Consider the following 18,356-nt stretch of genomic DNA (forward strand, 5'->3'; position numbering starts at 1 on the left):
AAATTTCTTTAATCTTTCTATGTAGAATGAAAGGGGGGGGTAAGGGTAAAAAAAGAAAATTTTGACTGCCTTTTTTCTTACGGTATGTAGCCGTTTTACCTCAATTTTAATTTTCATATATAAACGATAGGGGGGTGTCTATTTTTAAAAAAAATGACCCCGGGGCTTTTCTTTAAGTACCTGATTATTTTATATGACAGTGTTAGTTGTAAATAACAGCTTCTGTTCTATATCATGTCCTCGAAGTCTTTCAGTTCTTCGTACACTTCTTTTACTGACTCCCCGGGTTGAACCGCTTCGCTCAGTGTACCCTGCCAATAAGGAGGATAAGTCATTATTTCCTTCCGCTGTTCGTGACTCAAGTTTGGCGTCTTCTCTAATTCTTCTCGCTGTTTCATATTTTGTAAAGTTGTATTTATTTCTTGTGATATAGGTAATCGATATTGGTTACAGAGTTATGAAAAAAAGCTTAAGATGCAGCGGTGCTCTAGAAACAATCTTTATAGTTTTTAAAAGGTTAAATAATCTAAGATAAATTAATTTAAATATGTGTTTATCCATGAATAATGCAAATAAACATAGGATGCGTTTTAAACAAGCTAAAACTGGCAGCACAAACAGTACATTTTGTTTTTTGACAACACAAAAGCCAAACCTAAAAGAAAACAAAAGAGCTTTTTCACCGAAACTGGAAAGAAATGAGGGAAACCATAAAATGAATAAATAAAATAACTGTATTTTAGGACATTCTAAAGAATAAACCTTATTTGTAAAAAGAATGACAATTGACGAAATCTATAAAAAAGAAGAGATAAGTGTTAGGTCTTACAACGTTTGCAAATACAATGAATTATACTCTGTACCTGATTTAAAGAAGTATTATTACAAAAATAAATCTTTTGAAAAACTTCGAAATTGCGGAAGAAAATCAAATGAGGAACTAATCGATATATGTAATAAATATCAAGATGAATATATTGAAAATAAAGAAATTGAAATCAAAAAAGAAAAGCCTTTAAAAGGAATAATTTCAAATTTGACAAGAGTTCAAAGAGAAGTAATAAATAGTTTTATATTAGTTAATACTAATAGCTTATCCGTAAGAAGTAAGAACGCAATCTCTTTGCATTTAAATAACAACCTTAAGGTTAAAAACTTTTCCTTAAGAATACTACTTTCGGATAGTTTCAATGTTCAAAACATGAAGAACGTTGGAGCAAGATGTGTTCCTGAAATAGAAATTTACATTTCAACGATTGAAGATTTAATATTTGAGGTAAGTCAAACAAGAGATGAGAAGTACTTAAACGCATTAAAAAATAAATTCTTAATACAACAAACATTCGATATCTCTTTGGTTCCTGGTAACATATTAGAATCAGGATCTATTTTTCAACTTACAGAATTCCTCTTAAATCAAAACGCATTTTTTGATAACACTCAGACAATAATAGTCAAGAAAGCCTTGAAATTATTCAAAGATCAAAAGGAGCTAACGCTTGATGAGATTGCTGACCAAGTTGACCTTTCAAGAGAAAGGGTTAGACAAATAAGAAAACTTTGTCTTAACGATTTATTTACCAAGCTACTTTTTGTTTCTAATTTCAATGAAGATTTATTTCAAAAATACAGTATAGATATTGAATCTAATTATATTGAAATTAATAAAGATATTTTAAACAAAATAAACCAATCAAATAACACTCATTTTTCTAGAGAATTCATCACTTATATACTTTTAGCATACCTTAAAGATAGATTTATAATAGTAGGAAATTATGAAGACGTGCTTCAACTCAATTATTCTAATCCGCGCGATAGGCACAATTGGAAAAACTTTTATATAGTTGAAAAAGAATTAGCCTCGGAAATCGATTTTACCTCCTTAACTAACGACATTTCAAGCAGGAACAGCGAAAGAATTGAAGAATCTTATTCTTTTAATTTTAAAAGCTACTTGTCAAAATTTTTAACAAATAACAATTTTGATAATTTATATTTATTGTTCCCAATCTGTGAAAAGATAATTAATGAAGAATTTGAAATTTATCTTGATTTAGAAGAAAACATAAATTTTAAAAGAAATACTAATCGGCAGGTACATGAATATTCATATGAGGCACTTGAACATTTAGGGAAGCCATCAAAGGTTAAAGAGATTTTTCAAAAAGTGAAAGAACTTCATCCTAATTATGATACGGAAGAAGCAAAGATTAGAGTTTCAATGAAACGAAAAAATGGTTTTGTCCCTATTGGTAGAAAAAGTGTATTTGGATTAAAAAAATGGGAAAATGAATTGAATGATTTCAAGGGAGGTACTATAAGGGATATTGTCGAAGAATATTTAATGCAATTTTCCGTACCAAAACATATTTCAAATATAACTGGACACGTTTTAAAATATCGTCCAAAATCAAATCAACATAGCATTCTTCAAAACTTAAAACTTGATGAATCAGGTTTATACATATTTTTTAAAGGCTCCCATATAGGGTTATCAACAAAAAAATACGAATCTAATTTTAAGAGAATATCAGTGATTAAGAAAACTGATAAAAAAAGCTGGGAACAAAGGTTTGAAATGCTTCAAAACTTTGTTGCTAAAGAAGAAAGACTTCCATTTTCAAAAAGAGTGCCTGAAAAGGAAATAAAACTGTATCGTTGGATTAATGTTCAAAAAAGTAAGATAAACAAAGGAAAGCTTAATAAAACTAAAAAAGATAGCCTAAACAGTTTATTAGCAAAATATCCAAGTATTAATGGTAAACGAAGATTAAACTCAAAAGAAAAGTATCAAGAATTAATTTCATTTGTTTCTAATAATCACAGACTACCATCAGCAAATAAAAATGGTGAAGAAAATTTATATCAATTTTTTTACAAACAACGTAGATTATTTGATGCAAACGAACTCGACAGTAAAGAACAAATTAAATTTATCGAAGTTGCAAAACTTCTTCAATATACAAAATATGAAAATAAAAGAAACTAAATTATTGCAAAACCAAAGACTCAAAGAGATTTGTAATAACAAAGATGTTAATTTCGAATCAATTGAAACTCTGTTGGATTCTGTTAAAACAAAAAAGTTACTAAAAAGAAATAATTACCATCAGCAAAAAATTAATGATGTCATAGAAAAAGCAATAAAATGAAATTATCAAACATAGAAATTAACAATTTCAGGCAATATTACAACGTTGTAAATATTGATTTGTCAACTAATGGCGACCAAAATATAGTAGTGATAGGCGGTAGAAATGGTTATGGTAAAACGAATCTCTTATTAGCAATAGTTTGGTGTCTTTATGGAGAAAAAATTTCTCAAATTGATGATAACTTCAAAAAAGAAATTCAAAAAGAAAAAAACTATTCATCTTTTATGCAACAATCCATTAATTGGAGTGCAAAGAAAGAAAATAAAAATACATTTTCAGTAAGTATAGTTGTATCAGAAATTGAATTGCCAGAATTGAAGAAATTAAATTCAAACTCCGAAAGCATTATTATCTCTAGAACTTTTAATGTTACTGATATGAATGAAATTTTATCAATTTCAGATCCAAAATCAAAGATAGAAATGTTTGATGATGAAGCTGATAAAATTAATTTCATCAATGATTATATAATTCCAATAGATGCTGCAAAGTTCGTATTCTTTGATGCAGAAAAAATCTCTGAAATAGCCAATTTGTCGATTAAGGAGGAAGGAAGTTTTATAAATGATGCACTAGGGAAAATATTAGGACTAGATACATACGTTACACTAATTGAGGATATTGAGTTTTACATCAATGCCCTAAAAAAAGAAGGTGCAACAAAAAACTTACAAGAACAAATTGTAGATAAAGAAAAAGCAATTGAGCTATCTAACATAGATATAGATAGACTTGAAGAGGAGAATGCCGAAAAGTTTAAAGAGATTGATGATTTAAAGAAAACTATAAGACAATACAATAATCTTATCTCCCAACATAGCAAACAAGGAAATTCAACATTTGACAGGGAATTAATTTTATCTGAAATTGAAAAGTTAAAAATAAAAGAAATTGAATTATCTGAAAGGTTTAATGAATTAAGCGAAATAATACCGCTAGCTATTTTAACCGGAAAACTTGAAGAAGTCAGCGAACATATAGAAATTCAAGAAAAAAATACAATATCTCAAAACTCATCAAAAGAAAATTCTGAAAAAATTGAGAAATTTATTGAACTTCTTTTTAATAAACCACCAGAGCCAGAAAATTCTACATTGTCATTTAAGGACAAGCTATTTTATTATGATAAGGCGAAAAATTTAGGGTCAGCATTGTTTAGTTCTGATATAAGTTATCAAGAATTAGAATTTGAACACGATCTAAATAATTCAGAAAAGAATTTAATTTCAGATTCAATAAATCTAGTTAACACTCGATCAAAAGATTCATTTGAAATAACAATTGAAGAATTTAATGAAGTACAAATTAAACTTTCTGAATTAAATAAAACATTAAATAAGGTTGATGCTGATTTAGAGGATGAATTAATCTTGGAGTATTCATCTAAAAAAGAAACAGCTGATTATAATATTACAGAAAACAACAGGAAAATTGGAGAAAACATTCAAAAAATCACAAAATTAAAGAGTGATATCATTCGTTTAAATCAACAACTTTTAACTTTAGTAAAAAAGGTAGATGTGAATGCCCAAAATAAACTCAAAATTAAAGAAAGTCAAAAATACATAGACGCCTTAAAATCATTTCTTGAAGAACAAAAAAATAAACATAAAGACAGTCTTGAAAAAACTATTATTAGTGAGTTAAAGGTATTAATGCACAAACTTGGAAGTGAAAAAAACAATAGCAAGTTTATTGAAGATGTAAAAGTTACTATTCTGGCATCAGGTCAAGGAATGAAAATCACACTGCTAGATCAAGATGATAATGAAATAAGGAAAGAAAGCCTATCATCTGGCGAAAAGCAAATTTATATTTCGTGTTTGATAAAGGCGATATTAAATGAATCAATTCAAAGTTTACCAATTTTTATAGATACACCTCTTGGTAGACTGGATGAACAACATAGAGATAATATTACTAAAAAATATTATCCAGCTCTTTCCGAACAAGTAGTTTTATTTTCAACAAATAGTGAGATTACACCAAAACGTTATAAAGATATTTTTGATAACATTTCGAAATCCTATCTTTTATTTAATGATGGAGCAAATACAAAACTAAAAAACGGATATTTTAATACTCCAAAAAATGATTAGATTTAAAATAGATTCAGAAAGCACAGAATTATTAGATAGAATCACTAATATCTATAATTTTAAAAGAGATACAATTACAGGAAGAATTGCTTTGTCATTAAGTATAGAAAATGGGCGTCTTTTCGATGAAAATGAAAGCAGTTTACCTCAGAATGGCAGAGAATACACTCCAACAAGTAACATCTTTGGTCATTTAGTAAATGATGTTGATAATTACATGCTTTACAAGAGTGTTTTTGATCAACACTATAAAAAAGACTTATCTGAAAACGATTTTATTAGACTTTATAAACTTCATTTAAAAGATGGTCTTGAAGAGTGGCATAATAAATTAAATAGTATTGATATTACTAAAGGAGAGCATATATCACTTCTATTAAAGCCAATAAAAAAAGGATTAAATAAAAGAAAGTCTAATGTATATGTTTCAAATTCAAAAAAAGCAGAAGCAACTAATTTAATTAATTGCACAAATAAACCTATTGAATTAAATCTAGGTAGCGAACTTAATGGAGAACCGATTAAAATTAAAATTAATGATGAAACAGAATACACAAGTCGTCATTTTGGTATTGCAGGAACAACAGGATCAGGAAAAACCCAACTTGTATTTGATTTAATTTATCAAATTTCTAAACAAACTGATTTTGAACTCAACTTTACATTTTTTGACTTTAAAGGAACAGATACTAAGGAAAAACTTGATACTTTTCTATCTTCAACAAAAGCAAATTTCATAGATATTAAGCATCAAAATGGTTTTCCTTTTAGTCCATTAAAAAATTATGATTTAAGTAATCAAAACTATATTGAATCTTTTGCAAGTGATTTAAGAACCTTTTTTAAGAGTATTGGTCAAGTTCAATCTGCTAGCTTGGTAAGAGAAATAAAAGATTACTATTTTGATAATAATTCTTCACCAACATTAGATGATTTATTAGATAATATATTAGAAAAAAATAAAGGTAAGTTTGACACAACTACAAGTGTAATTCAACAACTGATAAACTCTGGTATTTATGATGAATCCAAATCATATTCTATTTTTAATCAAAGCACGTACATTTCAATGCCCTCAGAGGTTACAAAAGAGATCAAGCAATTCGTAACATTCAATCTCTTGAAGTATATGTATGATAATATAAAAAAATCAGGAGACACAGAAGTTACAAATAATATAAAAGCTTTAAAGCATATCATTATTATTGATGAAGCACAAAATTTTTTGCAACATAAAAATGCTAGACCAGTAATTGAGTCAATGTTAAGAGAGTTACGTTCAATGGGAGTAATTATAATTTTAATTGCTCAAGAAACACAAGATTTTATTTACAAAGACTTCAATTTTATGTCACAAATTCAATTTCCAATTTGTGCTAATGTTAAAGATAAATCTACTAAGAGGATTATTCCATTTCTTGGTAGTGTAAATAGCGAAGTTAAATTAAATGATCAATTAGCAAAACTGGAAGGGGGAAAAGCTCTAATAAATATAGGAGAACCAAAGCTAATTGAATTAAAACAATGGTGGAAAACGAAAAAAGCTGAAAATATATAAAGCAACACTTTAAGCCATAAGAGAACCGCTATGCGAAATTTTAAGTATACCTCAGAAAAAATAATACAATTGATCTAAAAGATAATTATAAAGAACATTTTCTTATATACAAGGAATATTTAGAGGTAATGAGAAAAGATATAAAAGACTATGTTTTAAAACGTTTTACAACATAGCAAATATTTTATGGCTAAAACTTTGCTTAAACGAGAGTGTTAGTTTTTTGGCAATTAATAGTTAATCTGAAAAACTTGCGCTTGTTATCTCGCCAGAAACACATATTTAATCAATTAGTGCATAGACCATGACAAAATTCGCAATAAAATATTTTGGCAAAGAGTTAGACGAATTAAACATTTCCGATATTGAAGGTTTCTTTCTCGAAGAAAAGGAAGAGTCTGACAATATTGAATTTAAATCCTTTCATCCTAAACTAAGTGTAGTTAAAAAAGATACGGATTCAGTAATTCGTGGGATTTGCGCCCTTCTAAATTCAAATGGAGGTCTCCTAATTTGGGGAGCACCGCATGGAATAAAAGAAAAAGAGACGGTTATTTTTAAAGGTGAATTAAGCCCTGTCAATAAGAAGTTTGATAAGGATTCTCTAATTAGTAAAATTTCTGATTCAATCACCCCATTGCCAGTTGATGTTAATGTAAAAACTTTAAAAAAAGATAAAGGATATGTATACGTTTTTGAAATTCAAAAAAGTAATTACAGCCCACATCAATTTAAAAACACATATTTCGCAAGGCTTGACGGTCAAACCAAACCGGCACCACATTATTTAATCGAAGCACTCTTCAATAGAGTCTCATACCCTAATATCGAAGGATATCTAAATTTCAATAAATTTGGATCAAATGGAGAACATCAGTTTATTGATATATCCATAATCTTGGTTAATTTTTCGAAGTTAATAAATGAATATAATGTTACTGCTAGATTGATATGTCCTCAAGCAGTATTCAAAGGAGGTCACGGTAGTTTACCTCAGAATTACGTCATGGCTGGTAGTGAGTATACTAATCAAGGCAACATCAAGACCTTACATTATGGGGCTCCTCATGAAGACCACCAAAGGCTTGTTTTTAATCTTGAAAAATTAGGTGACGAACATAATTATGAAATGGATTTCATTCTCCAGTTTGGAGGAAAAAAATCTCCGCTAAAAACTTCGATGTATAAACTCAGTTTTTCTGGAAGTATACCAACTACAAATTTAGCAACTTTAATTATTCAAAAGGAGGAAAATATTCTTGCTTCAGATAAAGAAAAACAGGTTGGATCCAATAAAGAAAACCTTTTGAAACACCTCCTTAAAAGATAAGACGTACAATAATATAGCTTAAACTTAATACCAAAAAGTGCTATATTCAAGAATCGGCATGAAAGCATAGCTAAAAACCTTTGCCAGTAACTATGAAAGAACATTATGTATACATACATCTAAATCCAAATAGCAATGAAATTTTTTATGTTGGAAAAGGAAAAGGAAATAGGAAATCTTCGAAAACTAGCAGGAATGAAAAGTGGGATAAATATGTTGCAAAGTTGGGCGGGCAATTTAAAATACTGATTATTAAAGAGAATTTGAGTGAAAAAGAAGCTATCGAATTAGAAAGAAAAATAATAAGTAAAATAGACTGGCATTACGATGATTTGACTACCAACATAGCTGATTCATTTTCAGATTTAGAAGATTCACATACTATTGAAATAGTTTTCGAAAATTTAAAACAATCAACTCAATCAAAAAAACATACACCGAAAGCCAAGTTTCAAAATTTAAGCGATCTAGAAATAATTTCAACTTTGTTGTATTTTCCAAATGAATTAGAAATAAAAAAAATTTCAACGGAATTTGAAAAAGTTTGTGAGTACTTTCAAGACAATTGGGGTGAGCTGGAAGAAATCGACGAAGACATTTTTCTCAATATAGAAGATGTCGTTGATTCTATTGAAGATTTATTTACTGAATATAAAAGTTCTGATAAAAAAAATATTCAGGAATTCATAATTGATTTAGATCGTGAAAAAGTGGAAATAGAAATAATTCAAGAAGACAAACCAAAAGGCAAACAAAAGAAATTTTTGACCGATTTAGCTGAATGGGTTGACAATGTTACTGGAAAATAACTACGGACAATAAACACTATAATTAATTGCGGTTGAATTGATTATCGGAATTCAATGTATTTTGATATCTTTCGGCAACAACCGGAAGAATCCTGTGTGTTTTTCCGAAACTAAATTATAGCCGGGAACGTGCCATTAAAACAGAAATAAATTGCGAAACCAGATAATATCGATTAGAACAGAAGATTCTTTAATTATCTCAATTCAAGATAGCTTATATCTTGAAGTTGTAACTCTGAATAAAAATATATCATTGATACACTCAGATTTACATAATCACTTGAATCAAGAAACCGATACTATTTTGGGAGTTTCAAATGATACTTTTTTCACAGTTGTTTTTACTGTTTTAATTTTTGTACTCGGAATTATAATTGATAGAATCTTAAAAAGAAACAATGAGAAAAGTGAGCTTAAAAAAATAAAAGTTTACTTCAACAATCAATTTGATGATTTGAAGAAAAACATTGTTCCTGAATTGAGAAATGGTTACAAAAAGTTTTACCAAGAAACAATTAGCTTGGATAATGGAGTTCCGACAACGGCACCCAAAATATTAACGAATACATACGACAGATTATCTAACTTAGAGTCACCACTTTTATTTAAAGCTTTTAAAAATAGTTCTGAATTTAATACAGCATTTTCACAAATCGACTTTTTAAAAAACTTAATGGTTGTAGTTGATAATTATCATTCTGTAGTGGTAAAACGAAGTGAAACCTTAAAATCCATATTTGCGGAATTGGATAAAAAATACATGGATAAAGTTGTAGAGTATACAGAATATGAAAAAAATCACAATTCTGATTTCAGAGAAGATTCAACTTTCCAACTTTTAGATTCAAAAGTGAAATATTATCATGAGAATATAACTGGTAAAAGAGCCCTTACTGATTATTATAAAAATGTTATTCGTCCTATTCAAAAACAAATAGTTAGTACAAATTTATTTAGAACACATCCTATCGGAAAACAATTGTCAATTATAGGGAGAGATATAACTCATCAATATAATCACTTGAGGATTTTGTATGTAGAAGTTCGCTCACAATACAGATATTTTACTCAAGTATTAAACCAAACAATTTCGAAATTGGAATCTTTAAATACCGAATAAATACTAGTAGCAATAATAAAATTTAGCAAAACCTACTTTCAAATAAATTCTCCATTTTTAGGTTTTGGTAAATTACACCTATATGTGTCTAATAGTCTTCAACTGCTTGACCTTTAGCCTTCAAGAATACGTTTATAAGGGGGTGTAGAGCCCCCGTGGTCTTTCTGGCAGAATTTTAAATATATCAAATGTTCTATATGTAGCTAATACTCAAAAGAGTTTAATTTGGGAAATTGGGCAAGCCTTAGTGTATTTTCAAAAGCCTGATGGCAAAAACTTGGTAAGATTTTAAACTATTAGTAAAAAAATCTTTGTTTAGAAATAAATAAACTAACTTGATTTATGAAACCAACCAAAATCTATTATGAAAACGATTATTAGAATTTCAATATTTATTTTATTCACAAATTTACTACAAGCTCAGATAAATACTACTAAAGTCTCTGAAAGTAAGCCACATCCCACAAAAGAATATGATAGTTTAAAAAACTTTCTTGGAGAAGATGCAATGCAATACAAAGGACAAACATTATACCTTAAAGGAAAAAGCGAGAGCTTAAGAGAATATGGCTATGATAACTTCATTAAAAAAATGGAAAATGGTTCAAATAAAGAAAACATTTATAAGTGTTGTGATGGCTACAATTCTAGTTACGACTCCCTAAATAAAAGATATTTTACAGTAATTGATGTTATCGAAAAACCAGACAGTTATGGCACTGAGTTTTATTTAAAGTTAGAAAATCAAAAATCTAATGAGATTCTGTTTTTTGATTATAGTTCTAGGTATAGTAGTTCTTTCCCATTCATTACAGTAGGTTATTTTGAAAAAAATAAAGAATTATTAAAGGGAGAGAGTTTTATTTTTAGAAAAGGAATACTTGACGGCTTAAATGATATAGATACTGGAAATCTCATTACAAATGAACTTGGTCAGAAATGGGATTATGTTGATTTAACTATTGAGCAAAAATATTATACGTTGTCAGTTATCTTAGAGAATGATAAAGAAGAAAAAATAACATTTAGTTTTAGTTCAATTTACGGTGAAAATGCAAGAGGTGTTTTTGAAGCTGAAGATGCTGAAAGATATATTAGAGATTATGGAATTGAGGCTTTCAATAAAATGCTAAATGGTAAAGTATTAATAGGGTTTACAGAAGAAATGGTTGTTGATACTTGGGGCAAACCAGAAAGTATAAATAGAGCATCTTATGGTGATCAATGGGTTTATGACGGTCAGTACCTTTATTTCAAGGATGGAAAGCTAGAATCTTTCAATTAATTTTTTTTCTATTTTAGGGTAATCTCATAAATTTTAAATGAATGCTTTTAGCACTTTCTGATAAAACACTAATTCCGCCTTTTAAAAATACCACAGCTCTATGTCCTTTATGTGAATCAAAAGTAGTGTCCAAATGTGGGGAAATAAATATTCACCATTGGGCTCACAAAAATGGTGAAGGCTGTGACAGTTGGAGCGAGCCAGAAACTTATTGGCACAAATCCTGGAAGGAAAGCTTTCCTCTAGAAAACAGAGAAGTCGTAATTGATAAACAAGGTAAAAAGCATTTCGCAGATTTATGTATTGATAATGACGATGGTGATATTGTAATCGAATTACAAAATTCTAGTATTAGTTCGGAGACAATTAAAGAAAGAGAGGATTTTTACGGTGAGAGAATGTTATGGGTTATCAATGGTGCAAGATTTAGAGAGAGTATAAGTATTTGTTCAAACTTAAGTTTGCATGAAAGGATTTTGGGAGATAAACAAGATCATCCTCACATTGGAATGGATTTAAGCTTTGATAATATAAATGAAATTTTGAAAACTTCTAAAGAATTTCCGTTTTGCTGGAAAAATCCAGTTCGATCTTGGTTAATATCAAGGCGACCTGTTTTCTTAGATATAGGTGAAGACTATATTCTTAAATTTAATGAAGGGCTTGGAGCTAATCATGGAACATTTAGGGTTTATCCAAAACATACATTTTTTAAAAAATACAAAGGCGATTATTCTAAATATCAAAAGTTAAATGACCGAGAAAGGCTAATTAAATACAGTGATCTTGTAAATATTGCTAGAGACGTTTTCTTTGAATTTGACAGTGATTTTAAAACTTACAGAGATCCTCCCTTTATATCACTTCAGGTTTATAACAACCAAACAAAGAAAACTTGTTTGAATAGAGTAAGGTGGAAAGAACTCATAATTCCGAATGGTAATAGCAAAGGATTATTTTTTATGTTTTGTGTGAATTTGAAAAATCCTAATCTGATTGGTCTATATGCTCAGAATGCAAAAAATGAGACGATAAAGAAAAACATCTTAGAGATTATTGAAAAAGATGATCTTAATTCCTTTTACCATATTGATAATACCTGGAAATTAGATTGTATAGCATCTATTCCATTCAATAACTCAGACAATGAATATTTATCTCAGTTATTGCTGGAATTCTTTTTAAAAAATATCCGACAGAGAATAATGGATAACAACAAAATGGAAATTATAAAAATTACAGATAAAAGTGAATAATGTAAATTGCAGAATTTCACGTAATTAATTAAGTAAAACAATTAATAGATTGAAGTTAATAACTTGGAATTGTAATATGGCTTTTAGGAAGAAACTTGAGATAATACTCGAAGAAAAGCCTGATATTTTAGTAATTCCTGAAAGTGAAAGCCCAGACAAATTCATTTTAAAGAAAGAAATACCTAAGCCAGAAGATTCATTTTGGTTTGGAGATAATCCAAATAAAGGGATTGGTGTTTACACTTATAATGATTTTAAGATTAAAGTATTAGAAGATCATAATCTTGAATTTAGATTCATCATACCATTATTAATATCAAACCAAGAAATTGAATTTATTCTACTTGCAACTTGGTGTCAAAAACCTAAAAAAAGTGATAATTATGGAACTCATACTTGGAATTCAATAAATTATTATACTAAACTGCTTGATAACGAAAAAGTTATTATAGCAGGGGATTTTAATAGTAGTTCAATTTGGGATAAACCAAATAGAGAAGCCAATCATACTAATATTGTAAATCGGTTTAAAGAAAGAGGAATTAAAAGCACTTATCATATTTACCACGAAGAAGAGCAAGGAAAAGAAAAGCATGCTACTTTAAACTTACACAGAAAAATTGACAGACCTTATCACATAGACTTTTGTTTTGCTTCGGACTATTTCATTAAAAGACTTGAAAGAGTTAAAGTAGGTGAATATGAAAAATGGACAAACTATAGTGATCACAAGCCATTAATTGTAAACTTTAAAATAGGCGACAATTTAATTTAGTACGCAATTGAGGGCTGAGTTTATCTTATAAATATTTATTTCAAACATTTAAATAATACATATATATAACTAACTGCCTGCAAACTTAATTAATTAAAAATGAGTTATATTCGAAAAAATAATTTAATCCGACTCGATGTTTTTGTTTGATCCAACCGCCAAAGACTTCGGTAACACATTAGAAATTCACTATTGGTTTAATGACAACTCGCATTCTATGAATGCTTACGTTGAAAATAAATGTGAATATGAGTTACTGGGTATAATTAAAGAGATATCAAAAGTTTACAATGTCAAAATCACAATTGAAACTGAACCATTTGGGTCTGGTGGATTAATAAAATGGTTAAAAGTAGTATCAAAAGATGAGAACAAGAATGCTACTATTACAACTGCATTTATTATTTTCTTAGTTACTACAATACTTCTCTCACCTATTACGAAAATTACTGACCACCTAATAGATAAATTATTTGAAGACACAGAGTTAACGGAACTTCAAAAAGAAAAACTACGACTAGAAATTAATCAATTAAGAGAGAATGCGTCATTACAAGCAAAGCATCTCGAACAAAATTCTTTAATAAAAAAGAAAAAATCAAATTTCTATGAAAGTCTAGAGCATTACAGTAAGGTTAAGCAAGTATCCTATACCGTAAGTAATAATGAAAAAGAAAAAAAATCAATAGAGAAATTTGTAGATAGAGCGGAATTTAAAAAGTTCATTTTAACTTCTGATGATATAGATCCCATCAAAATTGAAAAAGCAGAAATAGAGATAATTTCACCTGTCCTTAAAAAAGGTAAATACAAATGGACAGGATATTTTAAAAGTGAACCAATATCATTTTCAATGCAGTCTCACGAGTTTAAATCACTGGTTCAAACAGGTGAAATAGAATTTAAAAATGGTTCCTCAATAAACTGCTCTTTAACTATCAAAAGAAAAATTGATAATGAGGGAATTGAAAAGATTGTTGGATATGAGGTAGATAGAGTAAATTTTTATTTCCAAAACGATAAACCAATAGAAACAAGTGAAGGAAAACATCATCGAAAAATAAAAGAAGCCGAGAAAAATCAAACGAAATTGTTCGACAACGAATAAGAAAATTTAACTGCAATTCGCCAGAAGGCAATAACGGTTATCAGGAGTGTTTTTTATTGTGTGAGTTAATTTGCTACATTTATTTCCATTAGAAAAATCCTTTAGGCTGGAAAGTGATTCTTTCTTTACAACCTTGTCTTCTTAATAGGAGACGTTAGATACAAATTTAAGACGAAAAATGCGGTAACCGAAAAGCTTATAAAATATTTATCGTCTTTTTAATTACATGTGTTTTAGGATAGATTCTATTAAGGTAAAAATAGATAAAGAGGAATTTTAAATAAAATTAAATAACAGATATAAAAGCTTTTATAAAGATGGGAATAGCAGAACAAGTAATGTTAGATAAAGAATATAATGATGATTTAATTGAGTTTTTAAAGGGGTTATTAGAAAACAATGAACTAACCGGATCAGCTCAGGGAATTTCTAAGCTTGTAATTGACAAAGGAGTCGATTCGGTATCAAAAAAACAAAAATATGTGATAGATAGTATAATAGATACCTATAGAGATAAATACGCATGCGAAACATGCTCTAATGGAAATATTGCTAGGCTAACCGACCACTTATTTATTGCAGAATATGGTTTATGTCCTATGTGTGATAATGACAGAGAAAAATTTATGGAAGATTAAATGGTTTCAACTTAGCAATGTTTTAAAGAGCCTATGAAATTTCAAAAAAAGCTTATATTTACATTCAAATTGTTCTTTAAGGTAGTGAAATAAGAGACCGCCTTTTTCTTCTAGACGGTAAAAGCTTCAATAACAATACAGCAGGGTGAGATCATCGAGTCTCGTCCAGACCGCTTTAATTTTCACAAAAGTGGAAATCTTATTAAGAAGTTGTGTTGTGAATGTGTAAAATCATTCTTAGGTTTAGAAAGTTAAACCACTAGAAGTCTTTCCAAACAGGAAGGGCTTTTTTATTTGGTGTCAATTGCAAATATAATTACTATCCTACGATGTTATCAGCCGCATAAACTGCAGGTAATAGTTCGAGTTTGATTCTTGCTTTAAAGCCTAAGGATTCTACATAACCAACAGCAGCTGTTACCACTTTATTAGATTTATATTTTGGGTTCACATTATAATCAAGGTCAATCGTATCGATTTCAATTCCATTCTCCCTTAGATATAATGCCACCTCTACAGAACGTTCAGCCTCACCCCATAGTCTTGTCCACATGTCCGATATAAGTGGAACTATTTCTTTCTTATAGATGATGTGACAACCAGAGGAAGCTACATTAAATACCAAGGTAGTTGCATAAGTGGTTTGTAAGCGATTTTGACTATCACAGCCCAAGTAGATTCGAAGCTTCTGGCCTTCATATAATGTAGAATACTGCTTTACATATCTTGCAACATCAAAAGGCTCGTCACTGGTTAGTTTTTTAAATAGCATTCTAAAAGATTTCTATTTCAAATAGGGACTGAATATCAGATAGTTTCATTGAAAATTCAATTAAATCTAAGCCTCTTAATGCTTCTTTATGAGGTTTTCAATTTCAATTTTCCCTTTATACACAATCCAACTAGAAAGGTGATGGTAAAACAATTTTTAAAATGATTTTGTTTTAGAAAACTTAATGCTTTACGATATATTTCTCAAAGCTGTTAATGACTTAACAATCCCAGTCTGGATTTATGATGTACTGAAGGTTTTACGATCATTTGAAATACAGATTTATTAAAAACTTAAATCGATGTCCAAAAATAGTCCTCTTAACTAAGCACTTTTTTTAATTTATAATGGCTTTTATTATTGCGACTAATTATTTAAGTAATAATTTAGAATTGTTGATTGTACTTCATGATAATGGGTGAATATTTTGTATTTTTTTGCTATTAGTAGAATTAATAGTTCTGCTTTAGTAATTCTCAAATAAATTAATTTGATATAGTATCTCAGTGGATTCTTATTTCCATAGAGTTAGCAGGTTCAGAGCAGAGATGTGTTGAACACGGACTAAAACACAATTTGACTTATCACATTTATTGATAAGGGGCTATTGATCTCAAGCTATAACAGGATTTAATTTTATTCATTACAACATTATAACTCATGAAAACAAAATTACTTGTCACAGTTAGTCTATTGATAATCACATTTCTTGGAAATGCACAGGTCGGAATAGGGACTGAGACACCAGATCCATCTTCTATACTAGATATTCAATCAGCAACTCAGGGAGTATTAATTTCCAGAATGACCTTGACAGAAAGGGATGCTATTGGGACTCCGGCAGATGGATTACAAGTTTATAACACCACCAACAATACTTTAGATATATTCAGTAATGGGAGCTGGAAATCGTTTGCGTATTCCACCAACTCCAACCTTGTTTATATTTATTCTTTAGATGATTTGCCTACGCCTGAAGGTGGTGCCATCACACTCGATTCTAACAAAATGTACGTGTTTTCTGGAACTGTGAATATCATCGATAATTATATAAATATAAACGGCGCTGGACTTAGGGGAACTGATCCTCAAAAAGACATGATAATTTCTGCTGTATCTGGTGCTGTATTAAGAAGCACTAATAAAGGTATATATATAAAGGAGCTAGCCGTTGTACCTGCCAGCCCAAACACTCAAGCTTACAGTTTTACAGATGATGGGACACATTTTTGTAATATTTTTTCAGGATCCTCAGTGGTGGGAGATGGAACGTCTCTGGGTGTAGAAGAAATCTCCGGGTTTGCAGCTATTACTATACTTCAAAATTATTGGAATACCTCAAATGGTGTGAAAATAGGCGGTAATGTTGGGAAATTTACTTCGGGTTACAATTTTATTGTAGATGTAACCAATGGTGCTGGTATAGAATTTTTGCCTGATCTTGATGCTAATGATGTAGATATAGCTAATAATTATTTTATTTATACTGGTCAAATCGGCTTGAAGGTAAATTCTCTTACGAAAGTAGATAGAGGTCGTCTTACTTCGAATATGTTTAGAAATGTTGGAGCTCCATTGGATGGTATAACTTTTTTTGAAATAGGATGGAGCTTTTTGCAAAACACAAACATTTCTGACTCAAGAGCAATTGGCTTTGTTTACAATAATAACAATACTACAGCAACAACTTTTACTAATACCACTGATTTTGTAAAAGTAGCTGGACCCACAACTGCTGCAGTTCAACAAAAGTTTACGGCAGAGAATAATAAGTTAACTTATGATGGCAGAAGACCAATTGTAGCTAATATTGTCGCATCTATAAATGCAACATCTCCTAGTAATGGTTCCGGATTTACGATTGCAATTTCGAAAAATGGACAGCCTATAATGGCAGCACCAGTTAATTCAATTTCTGATTTAGGAAACAACAATAAATTTCAACTTTCTATAAATACAAATATAAATTTAGAGACAGATGACTTTATTGAAATTTTTATCCGATCAGATGTTGGAACTTCACCGTTAATAGTGAGTGGACTGCAGTTCAATGCAACCGATTAAGGTACTCTTGAAAAGACGTAAATCTAAATTGAGTAAAATGATTTTTGCTATGATTGAAATCTAAGAATCCACAATTTTCGTTGCGGGTTTTCCTTTTGCGTACAAATAGGATTTACTGTGTTGATCCCAGAAACGGTATCCTGAATAAGCATAGAAATCCCAATCAGGCTGGCGCCTGCTTTTTTTTTTAATGCCTGACCTCTTACAAAAGCCTTGCTTTTGACGCGACTGGACATTAAAAAACCCACAACTTTCGTTGCGGGTTTTCCTTTTGCGGAGAAAGAGGGATTCGAACCCCCGGAGGTGTGACCCTCAACAGTTTTCAAGACTGCCGCATTCGACCACTCTGCCATTTCTCCAGTAAACCATAAATGGTTTTCTTTA

The 18,356-nt window shown here is 29.6% G+C and carries 14 protein-coding genes and 1 tRNA gene; 13 read left to right on the top strand and 2 right to left on the bottom strand.

From position 1 onward, the window contains the following. The first annotated feature begins 778 nt into the window (after nucleotides 1–778). The 12 genes from ACFQ0R_RS01620 (at nucleotide 779) to ACFQ0R_RS01675 (ending at nucleotide 15,136) form a co-directional block, all read left to right on the top strand. Nucleotides 779–2,992 carry a helicase associated domain-containing protein gene (locus ACFQ0R_RS01620; RefSeq protein WP_379656625.1) on the top strand — a complete coding sequence of 738 codons (2,214 nt, stop codon included), beginning with the start codon at nucleotides 779–781 and terminating at the stop codon, nucleotides 2,990–2,992. Then, a complete protein-coding gene (locus tag ACFQ0R_RS01625) occupies nucleotides 2,973–3,155 on the top strand; it encodes a DNA modification system-associated small protein (RefSeq protein WP_379656626.1) in 183 nt (60 codons plus the stop codon). Before ACFQ0R_RS01620 ends, ACFQ0R_RS01625 begins: the two co-directional genes overlap by 20 nt. Further along, nucleotides 3,152–5,257: a DNA sulfur modification protein DndD gene (gene dndD, locus ACFQ0R_RS01630; RefSeq protein ID WP_379656627.1), complete on the top strand. Its 2,106-nt coding sequence runs from the start codon at nucleotides 3,152–3,154 to the stop codon at nucleotides 5,255–5,257. The genes ACFQ0R_RS01625 and dndD overlap by 4 nt, the downstream gene beginning before the upstream one ends. Further along, nucleotides 5,250–6,815 carry a DndE family protein gene (locus tag ACFQ0R_RS01635; RefSeq protein ID WP_379656628.1) on the top strand — a complete coding sequence of 522 codons (1,566 nt, stop codon included), beginning with the start codon at nucleotides 5,250–5,252 and terminating at the stop codon, nucleotides 6,813–6,815. Before dndD ends, ACFQ0R_RS01635 begins: the two co-directional genes overlap by 8 nt. A gap of 304 nt (nucleotides 6,816–7,119) precedes the next feature. After that, nucleotides 7,120–8,145: an AlbA family DNA-binding domain-containing protein gene (locus tag ACFQ0R_RS01640; protein WP_379656629.1), complete on the top strand. Its 1,026-nt coding sequence runs from the start codon at nucleotides 7,120–7,122 to the stop codon at nucleotides 8,143–8,145. A gap of 92 nt (nucleotides 8,146–8,237) precedes the next feature. Beyond that, a complete protein-coding gene (locus tag ACFQ0R_RS01645) occupies nucleotides 8,238–8,954 on the top strand; it encodes a hypothetical protein (protein ID WP_379656630.1) in 717 nt (238 codons plus the stop codon). A 253-nt stretch (nucleotides 8,955–9,207) separates the two neighbouring features. Beyond that, nucleotides 9,208–10,074, top strand: a complete 867-nt coding sequence (locus ACFQ0R_RS01650) for a hypothetical protein (protein ID WP_379656631.1) — start codon at nucleotides 9,208–9,210, stop codon at nucleotides 10,072–10,074. Nucleotides 10,075–10,438: 364 nt separating this feature from the next. Further along, complete coding sequence (locus ACFQ0R_RS01655) at nucleotides 10,439–11,359, top strand: hypothetical protein (RefSeq protein WP_379656632.1); 921 nt, start codon at nucleotides 10,439–10,441, stop codon at nucleotides 11,357–11,359. A 41-nt stretch (nucleotides 11,360–11,400) separates the two neighbouring features. Then, nucleotides 11,401–12,615, top strand: a complete 1,215-nt coding sequence (locus ACFQ0R_RS01660) for a competence protein CoiA (protein WP_379656633.1) — start codon at nucleotides 11,401–11,403, stop codon at nucleotides 12,613–12,615. Nucleotides 12,616–12,664: 49 nt separating this feature from the next. Next, nucleotides 12,665–13,390 (top strand): endonuclease/exonuclease/phosphatase family protein, encoded by a 726-nt coding sequence (locus ACFQ0R_RS01665; RefSeq protein WP_379656634.1) that lies wholly within the window; start codon nucleotides 12,665–12,667, stop codon nucleotides 13,388–13,390. 217 nt (nucleotides 13,391–13,607) lie between these two features. Next, nucleotides 13,608–14,498 carry a hypothetical protein gene (locus tag ACFQ0R_RS01670; protein ID WP_379656635.1) on the top strand — a complete coding sequence of 297 codons (891 nt, stop codon included), beginning with the start codon at nucleotides 13,608–13,610 and terminating at the stop codon, nucleotides 14,496–14,498. A gap of 317 nt (nucleotides 14,499–14,815) precedes the next feature. After that, entirely contained in the window at nucleotides 14,816–15,136 is a 321-nt protein-coding gene (locus ACFQ0R_RS01675) for a hypothetical protein (RefSeq protein ID WP_379656636.1), read from the top strand. Nucleotides 15,137–15,455: 319 nt separating this feature from the next. On the opposite strand, the gene ACFQ0R_RS01680 is transcribed toward ACFQ0R_RS01675, so the two are convergent. Then, entirely contained in the window at nucleotides 15,456–15,908 is a 453-nt protein-coding gene (locus ACFQ0R_RS01680) for a ribonuclease H-like YkuK family protein (RefSeq protein ID WP_379656637.1), read from the bottom strand. Between the two features lie 660 nt (nucleotides 15,909–16,568). Between ACFQ0R_RS01680 and ACFQ0R_RS01685 the strand changes: the two genes are divergently transcribed. After that, on the top strand, nucleotides 16,569–17,972 hold the full coding sequence (locus ACFQ0R_RS01685; RefSeq protein WP_379656638.1) for a hypothetical protein: 1,404 nt from the start codon (nucleotides 16,569–16,571) through the stop codon (nucleotides 17,970–17,972). Between the two features lie 274 nt (nucleotides 17,973–18,246). Here the strand turns inward: ACFQ0R_RS01685 and ACFQ0R_RS01690 are convergent. Further along, nucleotides 18,247–18,331: transfer RNA gene (locus tag ACFQ0R_RS01690), tRNA-Ser, on the bottom strand. Between the last annotated feature and the right edge of the window lie 25 nt (nucleotides 18,332–18,356).

Source organism: Psychroflexus salinarum, from assembly GCF_042677225.1.
Taxonomy (GTDB): domain Bacteria; phylum Bacteroidota; class Bacteroidia; order Flavobacteriales; family Flavobacteriaceae; genus Psychroflexus; species Psychroflexus salinarum.

What these genes read in the sequence shown, in the direction of transcription:
- ACFQ0R_RS01685 (WP_379656638.1), top strand. Translation starts at nt 16,569, where the DNA reads ATGAAAACAAAATTACTTGTCACAGTTAGTCTATTGATAATCACATTT.
- ACFQ0R_RS01635 (WP_379656628.1), top strand. Translation starts at nt 5,250, where the DNA reads ATGATTAGATTTAAAATAGATTCAGAAAGCACAGAATTATTAGATAGA.
- ACFQ0R_RS01625 (WP_379656626.1), top strand. Translation starts at nt 2,973, where the DNA reads ATGAAAATAAAAGAAACTAAATTATTGCAAAACCAAAGACTCAAAGAG.
- ACFQ0R_RS01670 (WP_379656635.1), top strand. Translation starts at nt 13,608, where the DNA reads ATGAATGCTTACGTTGAAAATAAATGTGAATATGAGTTACTGGGTATA.
- ACFQ0R_RS01645 (WP_379656630.1), top strand. Translation starts at nt 8,238, where the DNA reads ATGAAAGAACATTATGTATACATACATCTAAATCCAAATAGCAATGAA.
- ACFQ0R_RS01660 (WP_379656633.1), top strand. Translation starts at nt 11,401, where the DNA reads ATGCTTTTAGCACTTTCTGATAAAACACTAATTCCGCCTTTTAAAAAT.
- ACFQ0R_RS01675 (WP_379656636.1), top strand. Translation starts at nt 14,816, where the DNA reads ATGGGAATAGCAGAACAAGTAATGTTAGATAAAGAATATAATGATGAT.
- ACFQ0R_RS01655 (WP_379656632.1), top strand. Translation starts at nt 10,439, where the DNA reads ATGAAAACGATTATTAGAATTTCAATATTTATTTTATTCACAAATTTA.
- ACFQ0R_RS01640 (WP_379656629.1), top strand. Translation starts at nt 7,120, where the DNA reads ATGACAAAATTCGCAATAAAATATTTTGGCAAAGAGTTAGACGAATTA.
- ACFQ0R_RS01680 (WP_379656637.1), bottom strand. Translation starts at nt 15,908, where the DNA reads ATGCTATTTAAAAAACTAACCAGTGACGAGCCTTTTGATGTTGCAAGA.
- dndD (WP_379656627.1), top strand. Translation starts at nt 3,152, where the DNA reads ATGAAATTATCAAACATAGAAATTAACAATTTCAGGCAATATTACAAC.
- ACFQ0R_RS01620 (WP_379656625.1), top strand. Translation starts at nt 779, where the DNA reads ATGACAATTGACGAAATCTATAAAAAAGAAGAGATAAGTGTTAGGTCT.